This is a genomic window from Micromonospora sp. HM134 (genome assembly GCF_007833915.1).
Classification (GTDB): Bacteria; Actinomycetota; Actinomycetes; order Mycobacteriales; family Micromonosporaceae; genus Micromonospora; species Micromonospora wenchangensis.
In genome coordinates, this window is record NZ_CP041061.1 from 5409559 (window position 1) to 5425657 (window position 16099).

The following is a 16099-nucleotide window of genomic DNA, read 5'->3' on the forward strand; positions in this document are numbered from 1 at the left end:
GGACGGTCAGGGCCGCCAGCCGGTCTGCGCCGCCCACGCCTGCGCCCGCAGGTACTCCTCGGCGAACCACGGGTCGTCGGCGGTGCCGGGTCCGGCGTCGTTTGGCGCCGAAGCCGCCAGCTCCCGCTTCACCAGCAGGTACGCCGCCCGCTGATCGGGGTCGGCGCGCAGGTGGTCACGCATCAGCAGGGCGTGCCGCCAGCCGGGCGAGCCCGCCACCCGCAGGTGGACGGCGACCGGCCGGCCCGGATCGGCGCTGCCGTGCAGCCGCTGCTCCCAGCCCTCGTCACCGCCTTCATCCGCCCCGGCGTCACGACCCGCCCAGCGGGGACGGGTCCCCCGCACGCCGGGCACCCTCGGGAAGCCGGCGTCGGCGAGCCGGCGCGCCACCGGACCGTCCGCCTCGGCCAACGACGGCACGGTCACCTGCACGTCGATGACGTCCCGCCCGGCCAGCCCGGGGACGGCGGTCGAGCCGACGTGGTCGATCCGCAGGTCGTCGGGGGCCAGCGCGTGCCGGATCCGGGCGGCGAGCCGGGCGTACTGCTGCGGCCAGGTCGGGTCCGGCGTGGTCGGCACCGCCGGGGAGCCCGGGACCACCCGCTGTTCCCGCACGTTGCGCTCGTAGGGCACCAGGCGTGCCGACCAGAGGGCGTCCACGGCGGCGTGCAGCTCGTCGAGGCCGCCGTCGTTGTGGAGCATCACGTCGGCCGCCGCGCGGCGACGGGCGTCGTCGGCCTGCGCGGCGATCCGCCGCCCGGCCTCCGCGCGGCTCATCCCCCGGCTCCGCGCCAACCGCTCCACCCGGATGGCCACGGCCGTCTGCACCACCACCACCAGGTGGTACGTGGGCGCGAGCCCCACCTCCACCAGCAGTGGTACGTCGTTGACCACCACCGCGTCGGCGGGCGCCGCGGCGAACAGCTCGGCGGACCGGGCCCGTACCCGGGGATGGGTGATCTCCTCCAACCGGCGACGGGCGGTCGCGTCGGCGAAGACCAGCGCGCCCAGCGCCGCCCGGTCCAGTGCCCCGTCGGCGGTCAGCACCCGCTCGGAGAAGGCGGCGACGACCGCGGCCAGCCCCTCGGTGCCCGGTGCCACCACCTCCCGGGCGATCCGGTCGGAGTCGACGATCACCGCGCCCCGCTCGGCCAGCCGGGTCGCCACGGCGCTCTTGCCGGACCCGATGCCACCGGTCAACCCCACCCTCAGCACCGACCCAGTCAACCGGATCGGCCTGCACCACACCACACCGCCCCGGCACCACCACGCCGAACCGGACCGCCGCACCCGGGTCCGCCACACCTGGAGTCGCCTCGCGACGTCCGCGAGGTAGCGGTATCCGACGCCGACGAGACCGCAACATCGCCGATCCTGAGTCGATCATCTCCGTCGCGGGGTGGGGTGAACGGGGGCAGGGCGGGAGCGGAGGCAGCCGGAGACGGCACAGAGCCCCGCCCCCGGTCCGCGTGGCGGATCGGGGGCGGGGCTCCTGTGTCAGCGGCTACCCGGACCCGGGTGCGACGTCAGACGTCGTACCGGGTCGCAGTGGTCACCGGCTCACTTGCCGCCGGCGAGCTTCTCCCGCAGCGCGGCGAGCGCCTCGTCGGTGGCCAGGGTGCCGGCCGGCTCCTCGGCCTGCCGGCTCGGGGCCGACGAGCTGGTCGAGGTGGTGGTGCCACCGGTGGCGACCGGCGGGGCCGGGTTGGCAGCGGCCTCGGCGTCGGCGGCCCGGGAGGTCTGCACCTGCTTGGTGTGGGCCTCCCAGCGCTGACGCGCCTCGGCGTACTGGTTCTCCCAGGTCTCGCGCTGCTTGTCGTACCCCTCGAGCCACTCGCCCGTCTCCGGGTCGAAGCCCTCCGGGTAGATGTAGTTGCCCTCGTTGTCGTACGTCGCGGCCATGCCGTAGAGGGTCGGGTCGAAGTGCTCCTCGCCCTCGACGAAGCCCTCGTTGGCCTGCTTGAGCGACAGCGAGATCCGGCGACGCTCCAGGTCGATGTCGATGACCTTGACCATGACCTCGGAGCCGACCTGGACGACCTGCTCCGGGATCTCCACGTGGCGCTCGGCCAGCTCGGAGATGTGGACCAGGCCCTCGATGCCGTCGTCGACCCGGACGAACGCGCCGAACGGCACCAGCTTGGTGACCTTACCCGGCACGATCTGCTGGATCGCGTGGGTACGGGCGAACTGCCGCCACGGGTCCTCCTGGGTCGCCTTCAGCGACAGCGAGACCCGCTCGCGGTCCAGGTCGACGTCCAGAACCTCGACCTCGACCTCCTGGCCCACCTCGACGACCTCGGACGGGTGGTCGATGTGCTTCCAGGACAGCTCGGAGACGTGCACCAGGCCGTCCACGCCGCCCAGGTCGACGAACGCGCCGAAGTTGACGATCGAGGAGACGACGCCCTTGCGGACCTGCCCCTTCTGGAGCTTGTTGAGGAACTCGGTGCGCACCTCGGACTGCGTCTGCTCCAGCCAGGCCCGGCGGGACAAAACCACGTTGTTGCGGTTCTTGTCCAGCTCGATGATCTTGGCTTCGAGCTCGCGGCCGACGTACGGCTGCAGGTCACGCACCCGCCGCATCTCGACCAGCGACGCGGGCAGGAAGCCGCGCAGGCCGATGTCGAGGATGAGACCACCCTTGACGACCTCGATGACCGAGCCGCGGACGACACCGTCCTCGTCCTTGATCTTCTCGATCGTGCCCCAGGCCCGCTCGTACTGCGCCCGCTTCTTGGAGAGGATCAGCCGCCCCTCCTTGTCCTCCTTCTGGAGGACCAGGGCCTCGATGTGGTCACCGACCGAGACGACCTCGGCGGGGTCCACGTCGTGCTTGATCGACAACTCCCGCGAGGGGATGACACCCTCGGTCTTGTAGCCGATGTCGAGCAGGACCTCGTCCCGATCGACCTTGACGACGGTGCCTTCGACAATGTCGCCGTCGTTGAAGTACTTGATGGTCTCGTCGATCGCGGCGAGGAAAGCCTCCTCGGAACCGAGATCGTCGTGGGTGACCCGGGTGGCGCTCGAGGGGGCCTCGATGCTGCTCGTCATGTGGGCGGTTGCTCCGGTCGGATGGGTTGTCACAGCAGGCGTGGTGTCGCAGTGACCCGTTCGCGCCAGCGGATCCGCCACCGACCCCACCTGACGATCGCCAAGAGAGGATCATCGGTGCTCCGGTGACCGCGCACCTGCTCCCTGCCGAGGTACACGATCCACGAGCGCATCGTCTAGCCTACCCGCTGCATTACCACAGCGTGCAAGCCCTCCCGGGTCCTCACGACCTCGTCTGCTGCGAAAGCGGAGATTTCGGTGGGAAAACACCTCCGCTGTCTCATCCGTCACATCCACCCCACAGGACCGACAGCGTACGACCGTCCGCCGCGCCGCGCACGCCGGGGTCCGGCGGACGACGCCACGGCAGGGCCTAGCGTGAACGGGTGGACGACGACGAGCGGGTGATCCGGCGCCGGGTGGGCGACACCGAGGCACGGCGGGCCAACCGCGGCTGGTGGGACGCCGATGCCGACGACTACCAGGCCGAGCACGGTGCCTTCCTGGGCGAGGTGGACTTCCGCTGGTGCCCGGAGGGGCTGCGCGAGTCCGAGGCGCGGCTGCTCGGTGAGCTGGCCGGGCGACGGGTGCTGGAGGTCGGCTGCGGCGCGGCGTCCTGCGCCCGCTGGCTGGCCACCCAGGGGGCCGAGCCGGTCGCCTTCGACCTCTCCGCCGGCATGCTGCGGCACGCCACCCGCGCCGCCGGCACCAGCGGGGTACGCGTACCGCTGGTACAGGCCGACGCGCTGGCCCTGCCGTTCGCCGGGGCGTCGTTCGACATCGCCTGCACGGCGTTCGGGGCGATCCCGTTCGTCGCCGACTCGGCCGCCCTGATGGCCGAGGTGCACCGGGTGCTGCGCCCCGGCGGGCGCTGGGTCTTCTCGGTGACCCACCCGATGCGCTGGGTCTTCCTGGACGACCCCGGCGAGGGCGGGCTGACCGCCGTGCACTCGTACTTCGACCGCTCGCCCTACGTCGAGCAGGACGAGCGGGGGATGGCCAGCTACGTGGAACAGCACCGCACCCTCGGCGACCGGATCCGCGAACTGGTCGGCGCCGGCTTCCGCCTGGTCGACCTGGTGGAGCCGGAGTGGCCGGCCGGCCACCGGGAGACCTGGGGGCAGTGGAGCCCGCTGCGGGGGCGGCTCTTCCCCGGCACCGCCATCTTCGTCACCGAGAAGCCGGCCACCACCTGACCGGCCCGGCACCGGACCGACCGGGCGCGTTGTTTCGGGCCATGGCCGCCGGGTACCCGGCGGCCATGGCCGAGCAGCGGTTTCGACAGGGTGACCACGTCTCCTGGGCCAGCCACAGCGGTCGCGCCCACGGGGTGGTGCAGGAGGAGCTGACCGAACGCACGCACGTCCGGGGCCGCGCCGTGAACGCCGCGCCGGACGACCCGCAGTACCGCATCCGCAACGACGACTCGGGACGCGACGTCGCCCACCGGCCGGAGGCGTTGCGCCATGAGCCGAGCTGACGACCCGCAGCAGACCTACCGGGAGTTCACCGAGGCGGTGAACATGAAACCCGGGGAGCTGTCGTCCTGGTTGCAGACGCCCGAGTCCAAACAGGTCGGCTGGCACAAGGGTGGCCGGGCCGGCGGCGGTGAGTCGGTGGGGCACTCGTCGGGCCGACGCATCGTCGACCTGCTGCGCCGTAAGCGGGCCGAGTTGTCCGCCGCCGACTACCAGCACATGCGCAAGGTGATCGGCTACGTGCACCGGCACCTGGCGCAGCGACCGGCCGGCGACGTCCGGGACACCAAGTGGCGCTGGTCACTGATGAACTGGGGCCACGACCCGCTGCGCTGACCCGCCGGGTGGGGTCAGGCCGTCGCGGCGAAGTCGACGTCCTTCGTCCCGACCGTGCCCGCCGTGCGCCCCGGGGCCTTCTGGTGCGTCCAGTAGAGGTTGGTGTGCGCGACGACCTGCCCGGGCGGCGGCGCGCCCCACTGCGTGCGGTCCTGCGTGGTGTGGGCGTCGCCGACCAGCGTGGTGTCGTAGCCCCGCACGAACGCGCCGTGCAGGGTCGACCGGACGCACGCGTCGGTCTGCGCACCGACCACCACGAGCCGCCCGACGCGCAGCCCGGCCAGCACCGACTCCAGCCCGGTGTCCTCGAACGAGTCGCCGTAGAGCTTCTCGACGAGCGGCTCGGCGTCGGCCGGGACCAGCTCGGGGACGATCCGCCAGTCGTCCCCGCCCCGGACGAGCCGGGCGTCGGAGTGCTGCACCCAGACGACCGGCACCCCCTCCTGGCGGGCCCGCCCCACCAGGGCGGCCACGTTGGCGACCACGTCGTCACGCCGGTACGCCCCGGCGACGACCCCGTTCTGCACGTCGACGACGAGCAGGGCGGTGTGCGGCCGGTCGGTGAGTGTGCTCATGTCTCCCCTGGTCTGGCTGGTGCGGCGGTATGCGGAGGCTAGTGGTCGGCGCTGTTCCAGTCCCGCCCCGCGCCGACGGAGACCTCCAGCGGCACCGACAGCGGGTACGCCGCCCCCATCTCCTGCCGGACCAGCGTCTCCAACGCCTCCCGCTCGTCGGGGGCGACCTCGAAGACCAGTTCGTCGTGCACCTGGAGCAGCATCCGGGACCGCAGCCCGGCGTCGCGCAGCGCGGTGTCGACGCGCAGCATGGCGACCTTGATGATGTCGGCCGCCGAGCCCTGGATGGGGGCGTTGAGCGCCATCCGCTCGGCCATGTCCCGGCGCTGCCGGTTGTCGCTGACCAGGTCGGGCAGGTAGCGGCGGCGACCCAGGACGGTGGAGGTGTAGCCGTCCTGGCGGGCGCGGGCCACCACCTCGTGCAGGTAGTCGCGCACCCCGCCGAAGCCGGCGAAGTAGTTCTCCATCAGCCCCCGGGCCTCCTCGGCGGTGATGCCGAGCTGTTGGGACAGGCCGAAGGCGCTCAACCCGTACGCCAGGCCGTAGTTCATCGCCTTGATCTTGCGGCGCTGGTCGGGGGTGACCTCGCCGACCGGGACGGTGAAGACCGACGACGCGGTGGCGGCGTGGAAGTCGTGGCCGGAGTTGAACGCCTCGATCAGCGCCTCGTCCAGCGACAGGTGCGCCATGATCCGCATCTCGATCTGGCTGTAGTCGGCGGTGAGCAGGGTCTGGTAGCCGTCGCCCACCACGAAGGCCCGGCGGATGCGCCGGCCCTCCTCGGTGCGGATCGGGATGTTCTGCAGGTTGGGGTCGGTGGAGGAGAGCCGACCGGTGGCCGCCACGGTCTGCTTGAACGTGGTGTGGATGCGCCCGTCGTCGGCGACCGACTTGAGCAGGCCGTCGACGGTGGTCTTGAGCTTCGCCACGTCCCGGTGGCGCAGCAGGTGCTCCAGCACCGGATGCGGGTTCTGGGCGTAGAGCCACTGGAGCGCGTCGGCGTCGGTGGTGTACCCGGTCTTGATCTTCTTGGTCTTGGGCAGCCCCAACTCCCCGAAGAGCAGCTCCTGGAGCTGCTTGGGCGAGCCCAGGTTGAACTCCCGCCCCACCGAGGCGTACGCGCCCTGGGCGGCGGCCTTCACCTCGCCCGCGAAGTGCGCCTCCAACTCCTGGAGGTAGTCCAGGTCGGCGCCGATGCCGACGCGCTGCATCCCGGCGAGCACCTCGGACAGGGGCAGCTCCACCTCGGCCATCAGCCGGGCGGACTGCTCGCCGTCGCGGGACAGCTCGGCGTCGATCGCGTCGGCCAGGTCGAGGGTGGCGCGGGCCTGGAGCATCAGGTTCTGCTCGGCCTCGCCGTCGTCGCCGAGGCCGTCGAAGGCGAGCTGGCCGGTTTCCGGCGCGTCGACCCGCAGCTCGCGGTGCAGGTAACGCAGCGCCAGGTCGGTCAGGTCGTAGGAGCGCTGGTCGGGGCGGGCCAGGTAGGCGGCCAGCTCGGTGTCCCGGGCGACGCCGGCCAGGGACCAGCCCCGGCCGGCGAACGCCAACCGGGCGTGCTTGCTGTCGTGCAGCACCTTCGGCTGCGCCGGGTCGGCCAACCAGGCGGCCAGGGCCCGCTCGTCTGCCTCGGCCAGAGTGGTCGGGTCGAGCCACGCCGCCGGGCCGGAGGCCAGCGCGAGGGCCAGCGCATCGAGCTGCGGCTCGTAGCGCTCGCGGGGGTTCGTCGGCTTGGCCGGGGTCTTCACCGCCACGCCGACCTGGGTGCCGGTGGGGACGTGCGCGGCCAGCCAGTCGACCAGCGCGCCGGGCGCGGTGAGCCGCTCGCCGGCCAGGTCGAAGCCGGCCTCGGCCTCCGGCTCCACCGCCTCCAGGTATTGATACAGCCGGTCGCGCAGGATGCGGAACTGGAGGGTGTCGAAGACCTGGTGCACGGCCTCGCGGTCCCAGCCCTGCCAGCGGGCGTCCTCGGGGCGGATCGGCAGCTCCAGGTCGGAGACCAGGCAGTTGATCTCGTAGTTGCGGATCACGTCGGCGAGCCGCTCGCGCAGGCTGTCGCCGGCCTTGCCCTTGATCTCGTCGGCGTGGGCGATCACGCCCTCGACCCCGCCGTAGGTGTTGATCCACTTGGCGGCCGTCTTCGGGCCGACGCCGGGGATGCCGGGCAGGTTGTCGCTGGTCTCGCCGACCAGGGCGGCCAGGTCGCGGTAGCGCTGCGGGCCGACGCCGTACTTGGCCTCGATCGCGGCCGGGTCCATCCGGGCCAGGTCGGAGACGCCCTTGCGCGGGTAGAGCACGGTGACGTCGTCGCCGACGAGCTGGAAGGCGTCCCGGTCGCCGGTGCTGATCAGCACCTGCATGCCCTGGTCGCGGGCCTGGCAGGCGAGGGTGGCGATGACGTCGTCGGCCTCGTAGCCCTCCCGCTCGACGACCGGGACGCGCAGCGCGTCGAGAACCTCCTTGACCAGGCTGACCTGGCCCTTGAAGTCGGCCGGGGTCTCGCTGCGGCCGGCCTTGTACTCCGCGTACTTCTCGGTGCGGAAGGAGCGGCGGGAGACGTCGAAGGCGACCACGATGTGGGTGGGCTGCTCGTCGCGGAGCACGTTGATCAGCATCGAGGTGAAGCCGTAGACCGCGTTGGTCGGCTGCCCGGTCGTGGTGGAGAAGTTCTCCACCGGCAGGGCGAAGAACGCCCGGTATGCCAGGGAATGTCCGTCGACGAGGAGCAGGCGCGGCGTCGTAGCTGTCACGGCAGCGACTCTAGTCCGTACCCCCGACAACCCCCGGCGGCGGCACGGCCGACGCCGGGGGTGGGCCGGAACTCAGAGCACCTTGGCGAGGAACGTCCTGGTCCGCTCGTGCCGCGGGTTGGCGATCACCTCGCGCGGGTCGCCGGACTCGACGACCACGCCGCCGTCCATGAAGACCAGCGTGTCGCCGACCTCCCGGGCGAAACCGATCTCGTGGGTCACCACGATCATGGTCATCCCGTCCCGGGCCAGGTCCTTCATCACGTCGAGGACCTCGCCGACCAGTTCCGGGTCGAGCGCGCTGGTCGGCTCGTCGAAGAGCATCAGCTTCGGTCGCATCGCCAGCGCGCGGGCGATCGCCACCCGCTGCTGCTGCCCGCCGGAGAGCTGACCCGGGTACGCGCCGAGCTTGTCGCCCAGCCCCACCCGCTCCAGCAGCTGCGCGGCCCGTTCCCGGGCCGCCGCCTTCTTCTCCCGGCCCAGCAGCACCGGGGCCTCGGTCACGTTGCCCAGCACCGTCATGTGCGGGAAGAGGTTGAACCGCTGGAACACCATGCCTATCGAACGGCGCTGCGCGGCCACCTCCTTCTCCCGCATCTCGTGCAGCCGGCCACCGCGTTCCCGGTAGCCGATCAGCTCGCCGTCCACCCGGATCGACCCGGCGTTGATCTTCTCCAGGTGGTTGATGCAGCGCAGGAAGGTCGACTTGCCGGAGCCGGACGGCCCCAGCAGGCAGCACACCTCGCCGGCACGGACCTCCAGGTCGATGCCCTTGAGCACCTCCAGCGACCCGAACGACTTGTGCACCTGCTCGGCCCGCACCATCAGCCCGGCACCGTCGGCCGGGGCACCGGCCCGTGACTCGGCGGCCGGCGCGCCCGGCTGGCCGGGAATCAGCTCACTCATGCCGGACCCACCGTCCCCGAATTGCCGCCGCCACCGGTCTCCGCCGCCATCCCGCGCAACCGCAGCCGGGCCCGGCCCGCCGGACCGTAGCCCTTGCCGAAGTGCCGCTCCAGGAAGTACTGCCCGACCAGCAGGATGCTGGTCAGGAAGAGGTACCACAGGCAGGCGGCGACGTACATCGGGAAGATCTGGAAGGTCCGCTTGCCGACCGCGTCGAGCTGGAAGAACAGCTCGACGCTCACCGGCACGTAGAGCAGCAGCGAGGTGTCCTTGAGCATCGCGATGGTCTCGTTGCCGGTCGGCGGGATGATCACCCGCATCGCCTGCGGCAGCACCACCCGGCGCAGCAGCTGACCCCGGCTCATGCCCAACGCCTGGGCCGCCTCGGTCTGCCCCTCGTCGACCGACTGGATGCCGGCCCGGACGATCTCGGCCATGTAGGCCGCCTCGGACAGCGCCAACCCGAGCAGGCCGGCCATGAACCCGGTGAGGATGTCCCGGGAGGAGAAACCGAACAGCCGCAGGTTGAGGTTGTCGATGCCGAAGAGCTGGCCGAGCTGGGTGTCGAACGGCACCCCGAACTCGATCCGGCTCCACAGGATGCCGATGTTGCCGAAGACCGCCAGCAGCACCAGCCGGGGCACCGCCCGGAAGAACCAGGTGTAGAGCCAGGCGACCCCGCGCAGGATCGGATTGTCCGACAGCCGCATCACCGCCACCACCACGCCCAGCGTGACGCCGATGAGCATCGCGCTCACCGTCATCAGCACCGTGCCGCGCAGCAGCCCCTCGATGATCGGCGGACGGAACATCTTGTCCACCATGAACGACCAGTTGAAGGCGTCGTTGGTGACCAGCAGGTGGACGAACATGGCGACCAGCACGGCCAGCACGGCGACCGCGACCCAGCGCCCCGGGTGCCGTACGGGCACGGCGCGGAGAGGCTCCGGCCGCGCCCGTACGGTGGAAGTGTCGTGGGAGTCCATGACCTGTTACGGGTTGATCGCGGGGTCCGTGATCGCGCCGTCCGCCACCTTCCACTTGTCCAGCACGGCCTTGTACGACCCGTCGGCGATCAGCGCCTTCGTCGCGTCCCGCACCGCCTCGGCGAACGCCGCCTGGTCCTTGCCGACCACGTAGCCGTACGGGGCCGCCTCGTACTGCTTGTCGAGCAGTTCCAGGGCGTCGTTGGACTGGGTCACCGCGTACACCCCGACCGGGTAGTCGGCGAGCATCGCGTCGTCCTTGCCGGAGACGACCGCGGCGGTCGCGGCGTCCTGGCCGGGGAACTGCTCGACGGTGATCGCCGGCTTGCCGGCGTCGGTGCAGGTCTTGGACCGCTTCTGGATGTCCTCGACCTGGACGGTGTCCTTCTGCACGGCGATCTTCTTGCCGCAGGCGTCGTCGATCTTGACGCCGGCCGGGTTGCCCTTCTTGGTCACCCACTGGGTGCCGACCTGGAAGTAGCTGACCATGTTGGCCTGCTGCTTGCGCTCGTCGTTGATGGTGAACGACGAGACACCGACCTCGTACTTGCCGGTGCTCACGCCGGAGATGATGTCGCCGAACGGGGCGGAGACGAACTCCGCCTTGAGGCCGAGCTTGGCCGCCACGGCGGTGAACAGCTCGACGTCGAAGCCGATCACCGTCTTGCCGTCGCTGTCGAGGAACTCCGCCGGGGCGTACGTCGAGTCGGTGCCCACGACGATCTTGCCGTCGGCCTTGATGGCCGCCGGGACCTTGTCGGCCAGCGAGGTGTCGGCCGACGCGCTGACCGAGGGGCCGCCGCCGGGCTGCTCGGTGCTCTCCTCCTCGCCACAGGCGGCGAGGGAGAGCAGCAGGGCGGTCGCGCCGGCGACGCCGAACGCCGCCCGCCGACCAGGGGTGAGGTGGAACATGGCAGTACTCCTTTGCGAGGGGGGCGACGGTCAGGCCACGCCGAGGTAGGCCTCTTTGACCGACGGGTCGTGCAGCAGCTCCGCGCCGGTGCCGCTCTTGACGATGCGACCGGTCTCCAGCACGTACGCCCGGTGCGCCCGGGCGAGCGCCTGCTGCGCGTTCTGCTCCACCAGCAGGATCGTGGTGCCCTGCTCGTTGATCTCGGTGATGATGGTGAAGATCTGCTGGATCAGCATCGGGGCCAGACCCATCGACGGCTCGTCGAGCAGCAGCAGCTTGGGCCGGCTCATCAGCGCCCGGCCGACGGCCAGCATCTGCTGCTCGCCACCGGAGAGGGTGCCGCCGGCCTGCTTGCGCCGCTCGGCCAGCCGGGGGAACAGCTCCAGCACCCGGTTGAGGTCCTGGGCGATACCGGCCCGGTCGCGCCGGGTGTAGGCGCCCATGTCGAGGTTCTCCAGCACGGTCATGCCGGGGAAGATGCCGCGACCCTCCGGGGCCTGGCACAGCCCCCGCCGGACCCGCAGGTCCGCCCGGAGCTTGGAGATGTCCTCGCCCTCGAAGCGGATCGCCCCGGAGGCGATCGGCCGGATGCCGGAGATCGCCCTCATGGTGGTGGACTTGCCGGCGCCGTTCGCGCCGATCAGGGCGACGATCTCGCCCTCGCCCACGGTCAGGCTGATCCCGTGCAGCGCCTGGATGCGCCCGTACAGCAGGCTGACGTCGTCAATCTCAAGCAGCATCGTCCGGTACCCCCAGGTACGCCGCGACCACCTTGGGGTTGTCCCGCACCTCGGCGGGCAGTCCCTCGGCGATCTTCTTCCCGAACTCCAGCACCACGATCCGGTCGGTGACGCCCATGACCAGGCGCATGTCGTGCTCGATCAGCAGCACGGTCACGCCGGTGTCGCGGATCTGCCGGATGAGCTGGAGCAGCTCCTCCTTCTCCGCCGGGTTGAAGCCGGCGGCCGGCTCGTCCAGGCAGAGCAGCACCGGGTCGGTGGCCAGGGCCCGGGCGATCTCCAGCCGGCGCTGCTCACCGTAGGAGAGGTTGCGGGCGAACTCGTGCATCCGGGGCCGGATGCCGACGAACTCCAGCAGCCGTTCGGCCTTCTCCCGGCCCTCGCGCTCCTCGCGCCAGTGCCGGGGCAGCCGGAACAGCGCCGAGACCACGCTGGTCTTGTGGTGCGCGTCGGCACCGACCTGCACGTTCTCCAGCGCGGTCATCTCCGGGAAGAGGCGGATGTTCTGGAACGTCCGCGCCATGCCCATCTTGGTGATCTGGTGCCGCTTCTTGCCGCTGATCTTCTCGCCGCGGAACCGGATCTGCCCCTCGCTGGGCTGGTAGATGCCGGTCATCGCGTTGAAGCAGGTGGTCTTGCCGGCGCCGTTCGGCCCGATCAGGCCGAGGATCTCCCCCTTGTAGAGGGTGAAGTCGACGTCGTTGAGCGCCACCACGCCGCCGAAGCGCAGCGTGACGTGGTCGACCTCCAGCAGCGGTTCCCGCCCGGGGATCGTCTCGACGGCGGGCGCGCCCGCCTGGGCCGGTACGGCCGGGGTCTGTTCGGTGTCACTCACCGACGATCACCTCCTTGCGGCGGTCCTTGAACTCCGCCGCCCGTCGTCGGTTCGGGATGAGGCCCTGCGGCCGGAAGATCATCATCACCACGAGCACCAGGCCGAAGAAGAGGAACCGGTACTCGTACAGCTCCACGCCGAACAGCTCGATGCCACGGAACCGCTCGATCATGTACGCCACCAGGCCGCCGCCGACGATCGCGCCGACGATGTTGCCCGAGCCGCCGAGGATGACCGCGGCCAGGATGATGATCGAGTTGAGCAGCTCGAAGTTCTGCGAGTTGACGAAGTTCTGCTTGCCGGCGAAGAGCGCACCGGCCAGGCCGGCGATCGCCGCGCCCGAGGCGAACGCCCAGAGCTTGAACTTGAACGTCGGCACACCCATCAGCTGGGCGGCGTCCTCGTCCTCCCGGATCGAGATCCAGGCCCGGCCGACCCGGCTGTGGGTCAGGTTCCGTACCCCGATCACCACCAGGATGATCAGCGTGAGCACCAGCCAGTAGTACGGGCGGGCGTCGAGCACCCCGAAGAACGGCTTGCCGTCGGCGTACTTGCCGGGCGGGTGCGGGATCTGGTTGAAGCCCCGCTGGCCCTTGAGGAAGTCGGAGCTGACCGCCGCGATCCGGATCATCTCGGCGAAGCCGAGCGTCACCAGCGCCAGGTAGTCGCCGCGCAGCCGCAGGGTCGGGGTGCCGAGCATGACGCCGGAGACCATGGTGAGGGCGATCGCGATCGGCACCACCAGCAGCCACGGCCAGAGCGTCTTGAGGTTGCTGCTCGGCGAGGTCAACACCGCCACGGTGTACGCGCCGACGGCGAAGAAGCCGAAGTAGCCGAGGTCGAGCAGGCCGGCGAAGCCGACCACGATGTTCAACCCGACCGCCAGCAACACGTAGATCGAGACGGTGAACAGCACCTGGGTGAAGTTGGAGCCGGTGGTCGGGATCGGCCCCAGGTACTGGTAGAACTCCTTGTTGGGCAGCGCGTAGAAGAACGCGATCAGCGCCACCAGCGCCGCCCAGCGCACCCAGCGCGGGGCGTCGTGCCACCGCTGCGCGATGGCCTCGCGGCCCTGCCGCAGCCGTGTCCCGATCCCCTGCTGCTGCTCCGGGGTCGGCGGATTAACCGTCGTCGTCATGCCCGTGCCCTTCCCAGCGATTCGCCCAGCAGACCGGTCGGCCGGAACATCAGCAGCACCACCAGCACGGCGAAGGCGGCGAAGTCCTTCCACTCGCTGCCGAACAGCCCCGAGGCGTAGTTCTCCACCACGCCCAGGAGGAGGCCGCCGACCAGGGCACCCCGCAGGTTGCCGATGCCGCCGAGCACCGCGGCGGTGAACGCCTTGAGGCCGAGCAGGAAGCCGACGCTGTAGGTCAGGCTCTGGATCCGCACGTCGTAGAGCAGGCCGGCGACGCCGGCCATGGTGCCACCGGCGATGAAGACCATCAGGATGATCCGGTCCTTGTTCACGCCCATCAGCGCGGCGGTGTTGGCGTCCTGGGCGACCGCCCGGATGCCCCGGCCGACCCGGCTGCGGTTGATGAACTGGTCCAGCGCGACCATCATCACCAGCGCGGCGCCGAGGGTGAGCAACTGCACCCCGTCGATCGGCACCCCGAAGATGTGGAACAGCGGCTTCTGGCTGATCAGGATCGGTGCGCCCTCGGGCCGCCGACGGGTCCAGATGCCGAACGCCTCCGAGATCGCGATCGACGCGCCGATCGCGGTGATCAGGAAGGCCAGCGGCGGCGCGTTGCGCTTGCGCAGCGGCCGGTACGCCACCCGCTCGATCACGGTCGCCGTGCCGGCCGACGCGATGGCCGCGACGATCATCGCGACGAGCAGGTAGAACAGGATGGAGCCGACCCCGCTGACCTGGGAGTCCTGGTCGAGGCCGAAGCCGTTCCAGGTCCAGATGGCGGCGAACGCGCCGGCGATGAAGACCTCGGAGTGGGCGAAGTTGATGAGTCTGAGTACGCCGTAGACCAGCGTGTAGCCGAGCGCGACCAGGGCGTAGATCGCACCCTGTGTCAGGCCGGTCGTGGTGAGTTCCCCGAAGTTGGAGAACAGTCCGTCGAAGTTCACGGGAGGGCCGCTCCGTCAGGTGTGGAGAAAGAGAAGGTGCGGCCGGGAGCGAGCTCCCGGCCGCACCCGCGATCTGTCGTCAATCGCTCTCGGCGACCGTGGTCAGGACTTCGGGATCTCCTGGTCGGGAACGACCTTGCCGCCCTGCACCTTGAACGCCCAGACCACGACCTGAGCCGGGTCCAGCTCGCCACCCTCGACGAACTTGTACTTGGAGGCGACACCCTCGCCGTCGTAGTTCTTCACGAACTCCAGCAGGTCGGCACGGGTGGTCTTCTTGGCCTTGATGCCGGCGAGCAGGATGTTCGCGGCGTCGTAGGCGGTGTCGCTGTAGGTGCCCGGGTCGGCCCCGTTGAGCGCCTTGAACTCCTCGACGAACGTGCCGCGGGCCTCGGCGGCCGGCGCGCACGGGCAGGTGAGGATGGTGCCCTCGGCGGCGGCGGCACCGGCGGTGGTGATGTACGCCGGGTCGTTGGAGCCGTCGCCGACGATCATCGGAGCGGTGACCCCGGCAGCGGTGAGCTGCTTGCGGATCAGGCCGGCCTCCTGGTAGTAGCCGCCGAAGAAGACGGCCTTGACACCGGCGGCCTTGGCCTTGGTCACCACGCCGGAGAACTCGGTCTGCTTGCCCTCGCCCTGGACCTTGTCCGAGCCGACGACCGCGCTGCCGAGGACCTTCTTGACCTCGTCGGCCAGGCCCGCGCCGTAGGCGGACTGGTCGTCGATGACGTAGACCTTGTCGGCCTTGAGCACGTTCTTGATGTAGGTGCCGGCCGCGGGGCCCTGGCTCAGGTCGTTGCCGACCGCCCGGAAGAAGGTCTTCCAGCCCTGCTGGGCGAGGCTGGGACGGGTGGCGGAGGGGGTGATGGTGACCAGGCCGGCCTCGTTGAACAGCGGGCCGGCGGCCTCGGACTCACCCGAGTAGGCCGGGCCGACGATGCCCAGGAGCTTGGCGTCGTCGATGGCCTTCTGGGCCAGACCGGGCGCCTGGTCCGGGCTGCCCTGCGAGTCCAGCTCGGCCAGCTCGACCTTGCAGTCGGCGTTTTCCTTGTTGTACTTCTCGACGGCGAGCTTGACGCCGTTCTTCTCGTTGATGCCCAGCGCCGCCGAGCTGCCGGTCAGCGCGCCGAAGAACGCGATCTTGCTACCGCAGCCGTCCCCACCGGACGCCTCGTCGTCGCTGCCGCTGGAGCAAGCGGTGCCGCCGGCGACGAGCGCCAGCATGGCGACTCCACCGATCACGCGTGCGAGCTTCTGCCTCAAGGCCGGAACCCTCCTCCGTCGCATGGTCCGAACCACCCGCTGCCTATTGGCCCTTGCGGGGGCGGACGAACCAGACCGTCGTCGCCGGTCTGGGCCGGGACGTTATCCCACCGGGAAGCTGCGACGTAAGCCCCAGCAAGCGGGGTTGATCGAACCGTTACACGCCGTGGCGGATTCG

At 70.6% G+C, this 16099-nt stretch carries 15 protein-coding genes; 3 read left to right on the top strand and 12 right to left on the bottom strand.

Annotated features, from left to right (window positions below; genetic code table 11):
* Window positions 1-6: 6 nt before the first annotated feature.
* Together coaE and rpsA are read right to left on the bottom strand one after the other, a co-directional pair.
* Window positions 7-1215: a dephospho-CoA kinase gene (gene coaE, locus FJK98_RS23270; RefSeq protein WP_145920902.1), complete on the bottom strand. Its 1209-nt coding sequence runs from the start codon at window positions 1213-1215 to the stop codon at window positions 7-9.
* Window positions 1216-1560: 345 nt separating this feature from the next.
* Entirely contained in the window at window positions 1561-3057 is a 1497-nt protein-coding gene (gene rpsA, locus FJK98_RS23275; RefSeq protein WP_088643126.1) for a 30S ribosomal protein S1, read from the bottom strand.
* Window positions 3058-3443: 386 nt separating this feature from the next.
* Here rpsA and FJK98_RS23280 point away from each other — a divergent pair, with 386 nt between their 5' ends.
* Genes FJK98_RS23280 through FJK98_RS23290 form a run of 3 tightly spaced genes read left to right on the top strand, consistent with a single transcriptional unit; the run spans window position 3444 to window position 4871 of the window.
* Complete coding sequence (locus FJK98_RS23280) at window positions 3444-4253, top strand: class I SAM-dependent methyltransferase (RefSeq protein ID WP_145920903.1); 810 nt, start codon at window positions 3444-3446, stop codon at window positions 4251-4253.
* A 41-nt stretch (window positions 4254-4294) separates the two neighbouring features.
* Window positions 4295-4537, top strand: coding sequence for a DUF2945 domain-containing protein (locus FJK98_RS23285; protein WP_240762294.1), 243 nt, complete (start codon window positions 4295-4297; stop codon window positions 4535-4537).
* Complete coding sequence (locus FJK98_RS23290; protein ID WP_088643123.1) at window positions 4524-4871, top strand: DUF3140 domain-containing protein; 348 nt, start codon at window positions 4524-4526, stop codon at window positions 4869-4871. Before FJK98_RS23285 ends, FJK98_RS23290 begins: the two co-directional genes overlap by 14 nt.
* A 14-nt stretch (window positions 4872-4885) precedes the next feature.
* Here FJK98_RS23290 and FJK98_RS23295 read toward each other — a convergent pair whose 3' ends face one another.
* The 10 genes from FJK98_RS23295 to FJK98_RS23340 form a co-directional block, all read right to left on the bottom strand.
* Window positions 4886-5446, bottom strand: coding sequence for an isochorismatase family protein (locus tag FJK98_RS23295; RefSeq protein WP_145920904.1), 561 nt, complete (start codon window positions 5444-5446; stop codon window positions 4886-4888).
* 38 nt (window positions 5447-5484) lie between these two features.
* Window positions 5485-8193, bottom strand: coding sequence for a DNA polymerase I (polA, locus tag FJK98_RS23300; protein ID WP_145920905.1), 2709 nt, complete (start codon window positions 8191-8193; stop codon window positions 5485-5487).
* 72 nt (window positions 8194-8265) lie between these two features.
* The gene (locus FJK98_RS23305) at window positions 8266-9018 is read right to left on the bottom strand and encodes an amino acid ABC transporter ATP-binding protein (protein WP_194822273.1); all 753 of its coding nucleotides are present in this window, start codon (window positions 9016-9018) and stop codon (window positions 8266-8268) included.
* A gap of 77 nt (window positions 9019-9095) precedes the next feature.
* Complete coding sequence (locus FJK98_RS23310; protein ID WP_145920907.1) at window positions 9096-10085, bottom strand: amino acid ABC transporter permease; 990 nt, start codon at window positions 10083-10085, stop codon at window positions 9096-9098.
* Between the two features lie 6 nt (window positions 10086-10091).
* A complete protein-coding gene (locus FJK98_RS23315; RefSeq protein WP_145920908.1) occupies window positions 10092-10997 on the bottom strand; it encodes an ABC transporter substrate-binding protein in 906 nt (301 codons plus the stop codon).
* 30 nt (window positions 10998-11027) lie between these two features.
* Window positions 11028-11738 (bottom strand): ABC transporter ATP-binding protein, encoded by a 711-nt coding sequence (locus tag FJK98_RS23320; protein WP_145920909.1) that lies wholly within the window; start codon window positions 11736-11738, stop codon window positions 11028-11030.
* The gene (locus tag FJK98_RS23325; RefSeq protein ID WP_145920910.1) at window positions 11728-12573 is read right to left on the bottom strand and encodes an ABC transporter ATP-binding protein; all 846 of its coding nucleotides are present in this window, start codon (window positions 12571-12573) and stop codon (window positions 11728-11730) included. Before FJK98_RS23325 ends, FJK98_RS23320 begins: the two co-directional genes overlap by 11 nt.
* On the bottom strand, window positions 12566-13711 hold the full coding sequence (locus FJK98_RS23330) for a branched-chain amino acid ABC transporter permease (RefSeq protein WP_145920911.1): 1146 nt from the start codon (window positions 13709-13711) through the stop codon (window positions 12566-12568). Before FJK98_RS23330 ends, FJK98_RS23325 begins: the two co-directional genes overlap by 8 nt.
* The gene (locus FJK98_RS23335) at window positions 13708-14658 is read right to left on the bottom strand and encodes a branched-chain amino acid ABC transporter permease (protein WP_145920912.1); all 951 of its coding nucleotides are present in this window, start codon (window positions 14656-14658) and stop codon (window positions 13708-13710) included. The genes FJK98_RS23330 and FJK98_RS23335 overlap by 4 nt, the downstream gene beginning before the upstream one ends.
* A 102-nt stretch (window positions 14659-14760) precedes the next feature.
* On the bottom strand, window positions 14761-15921 hold the full coding sequence (locus FJK98_RS23340; RefSeq protein ID WP_145920913.1) for a branched-chain amino acid ABC transporter substrate-binding protein: 1161 nt from the start codon (window positions 15919-15921) through the stop codon (window positions 14761-14763).
* Between the last annotated feature and the right edge of the window lie 178 nt (window positions 15922-16099).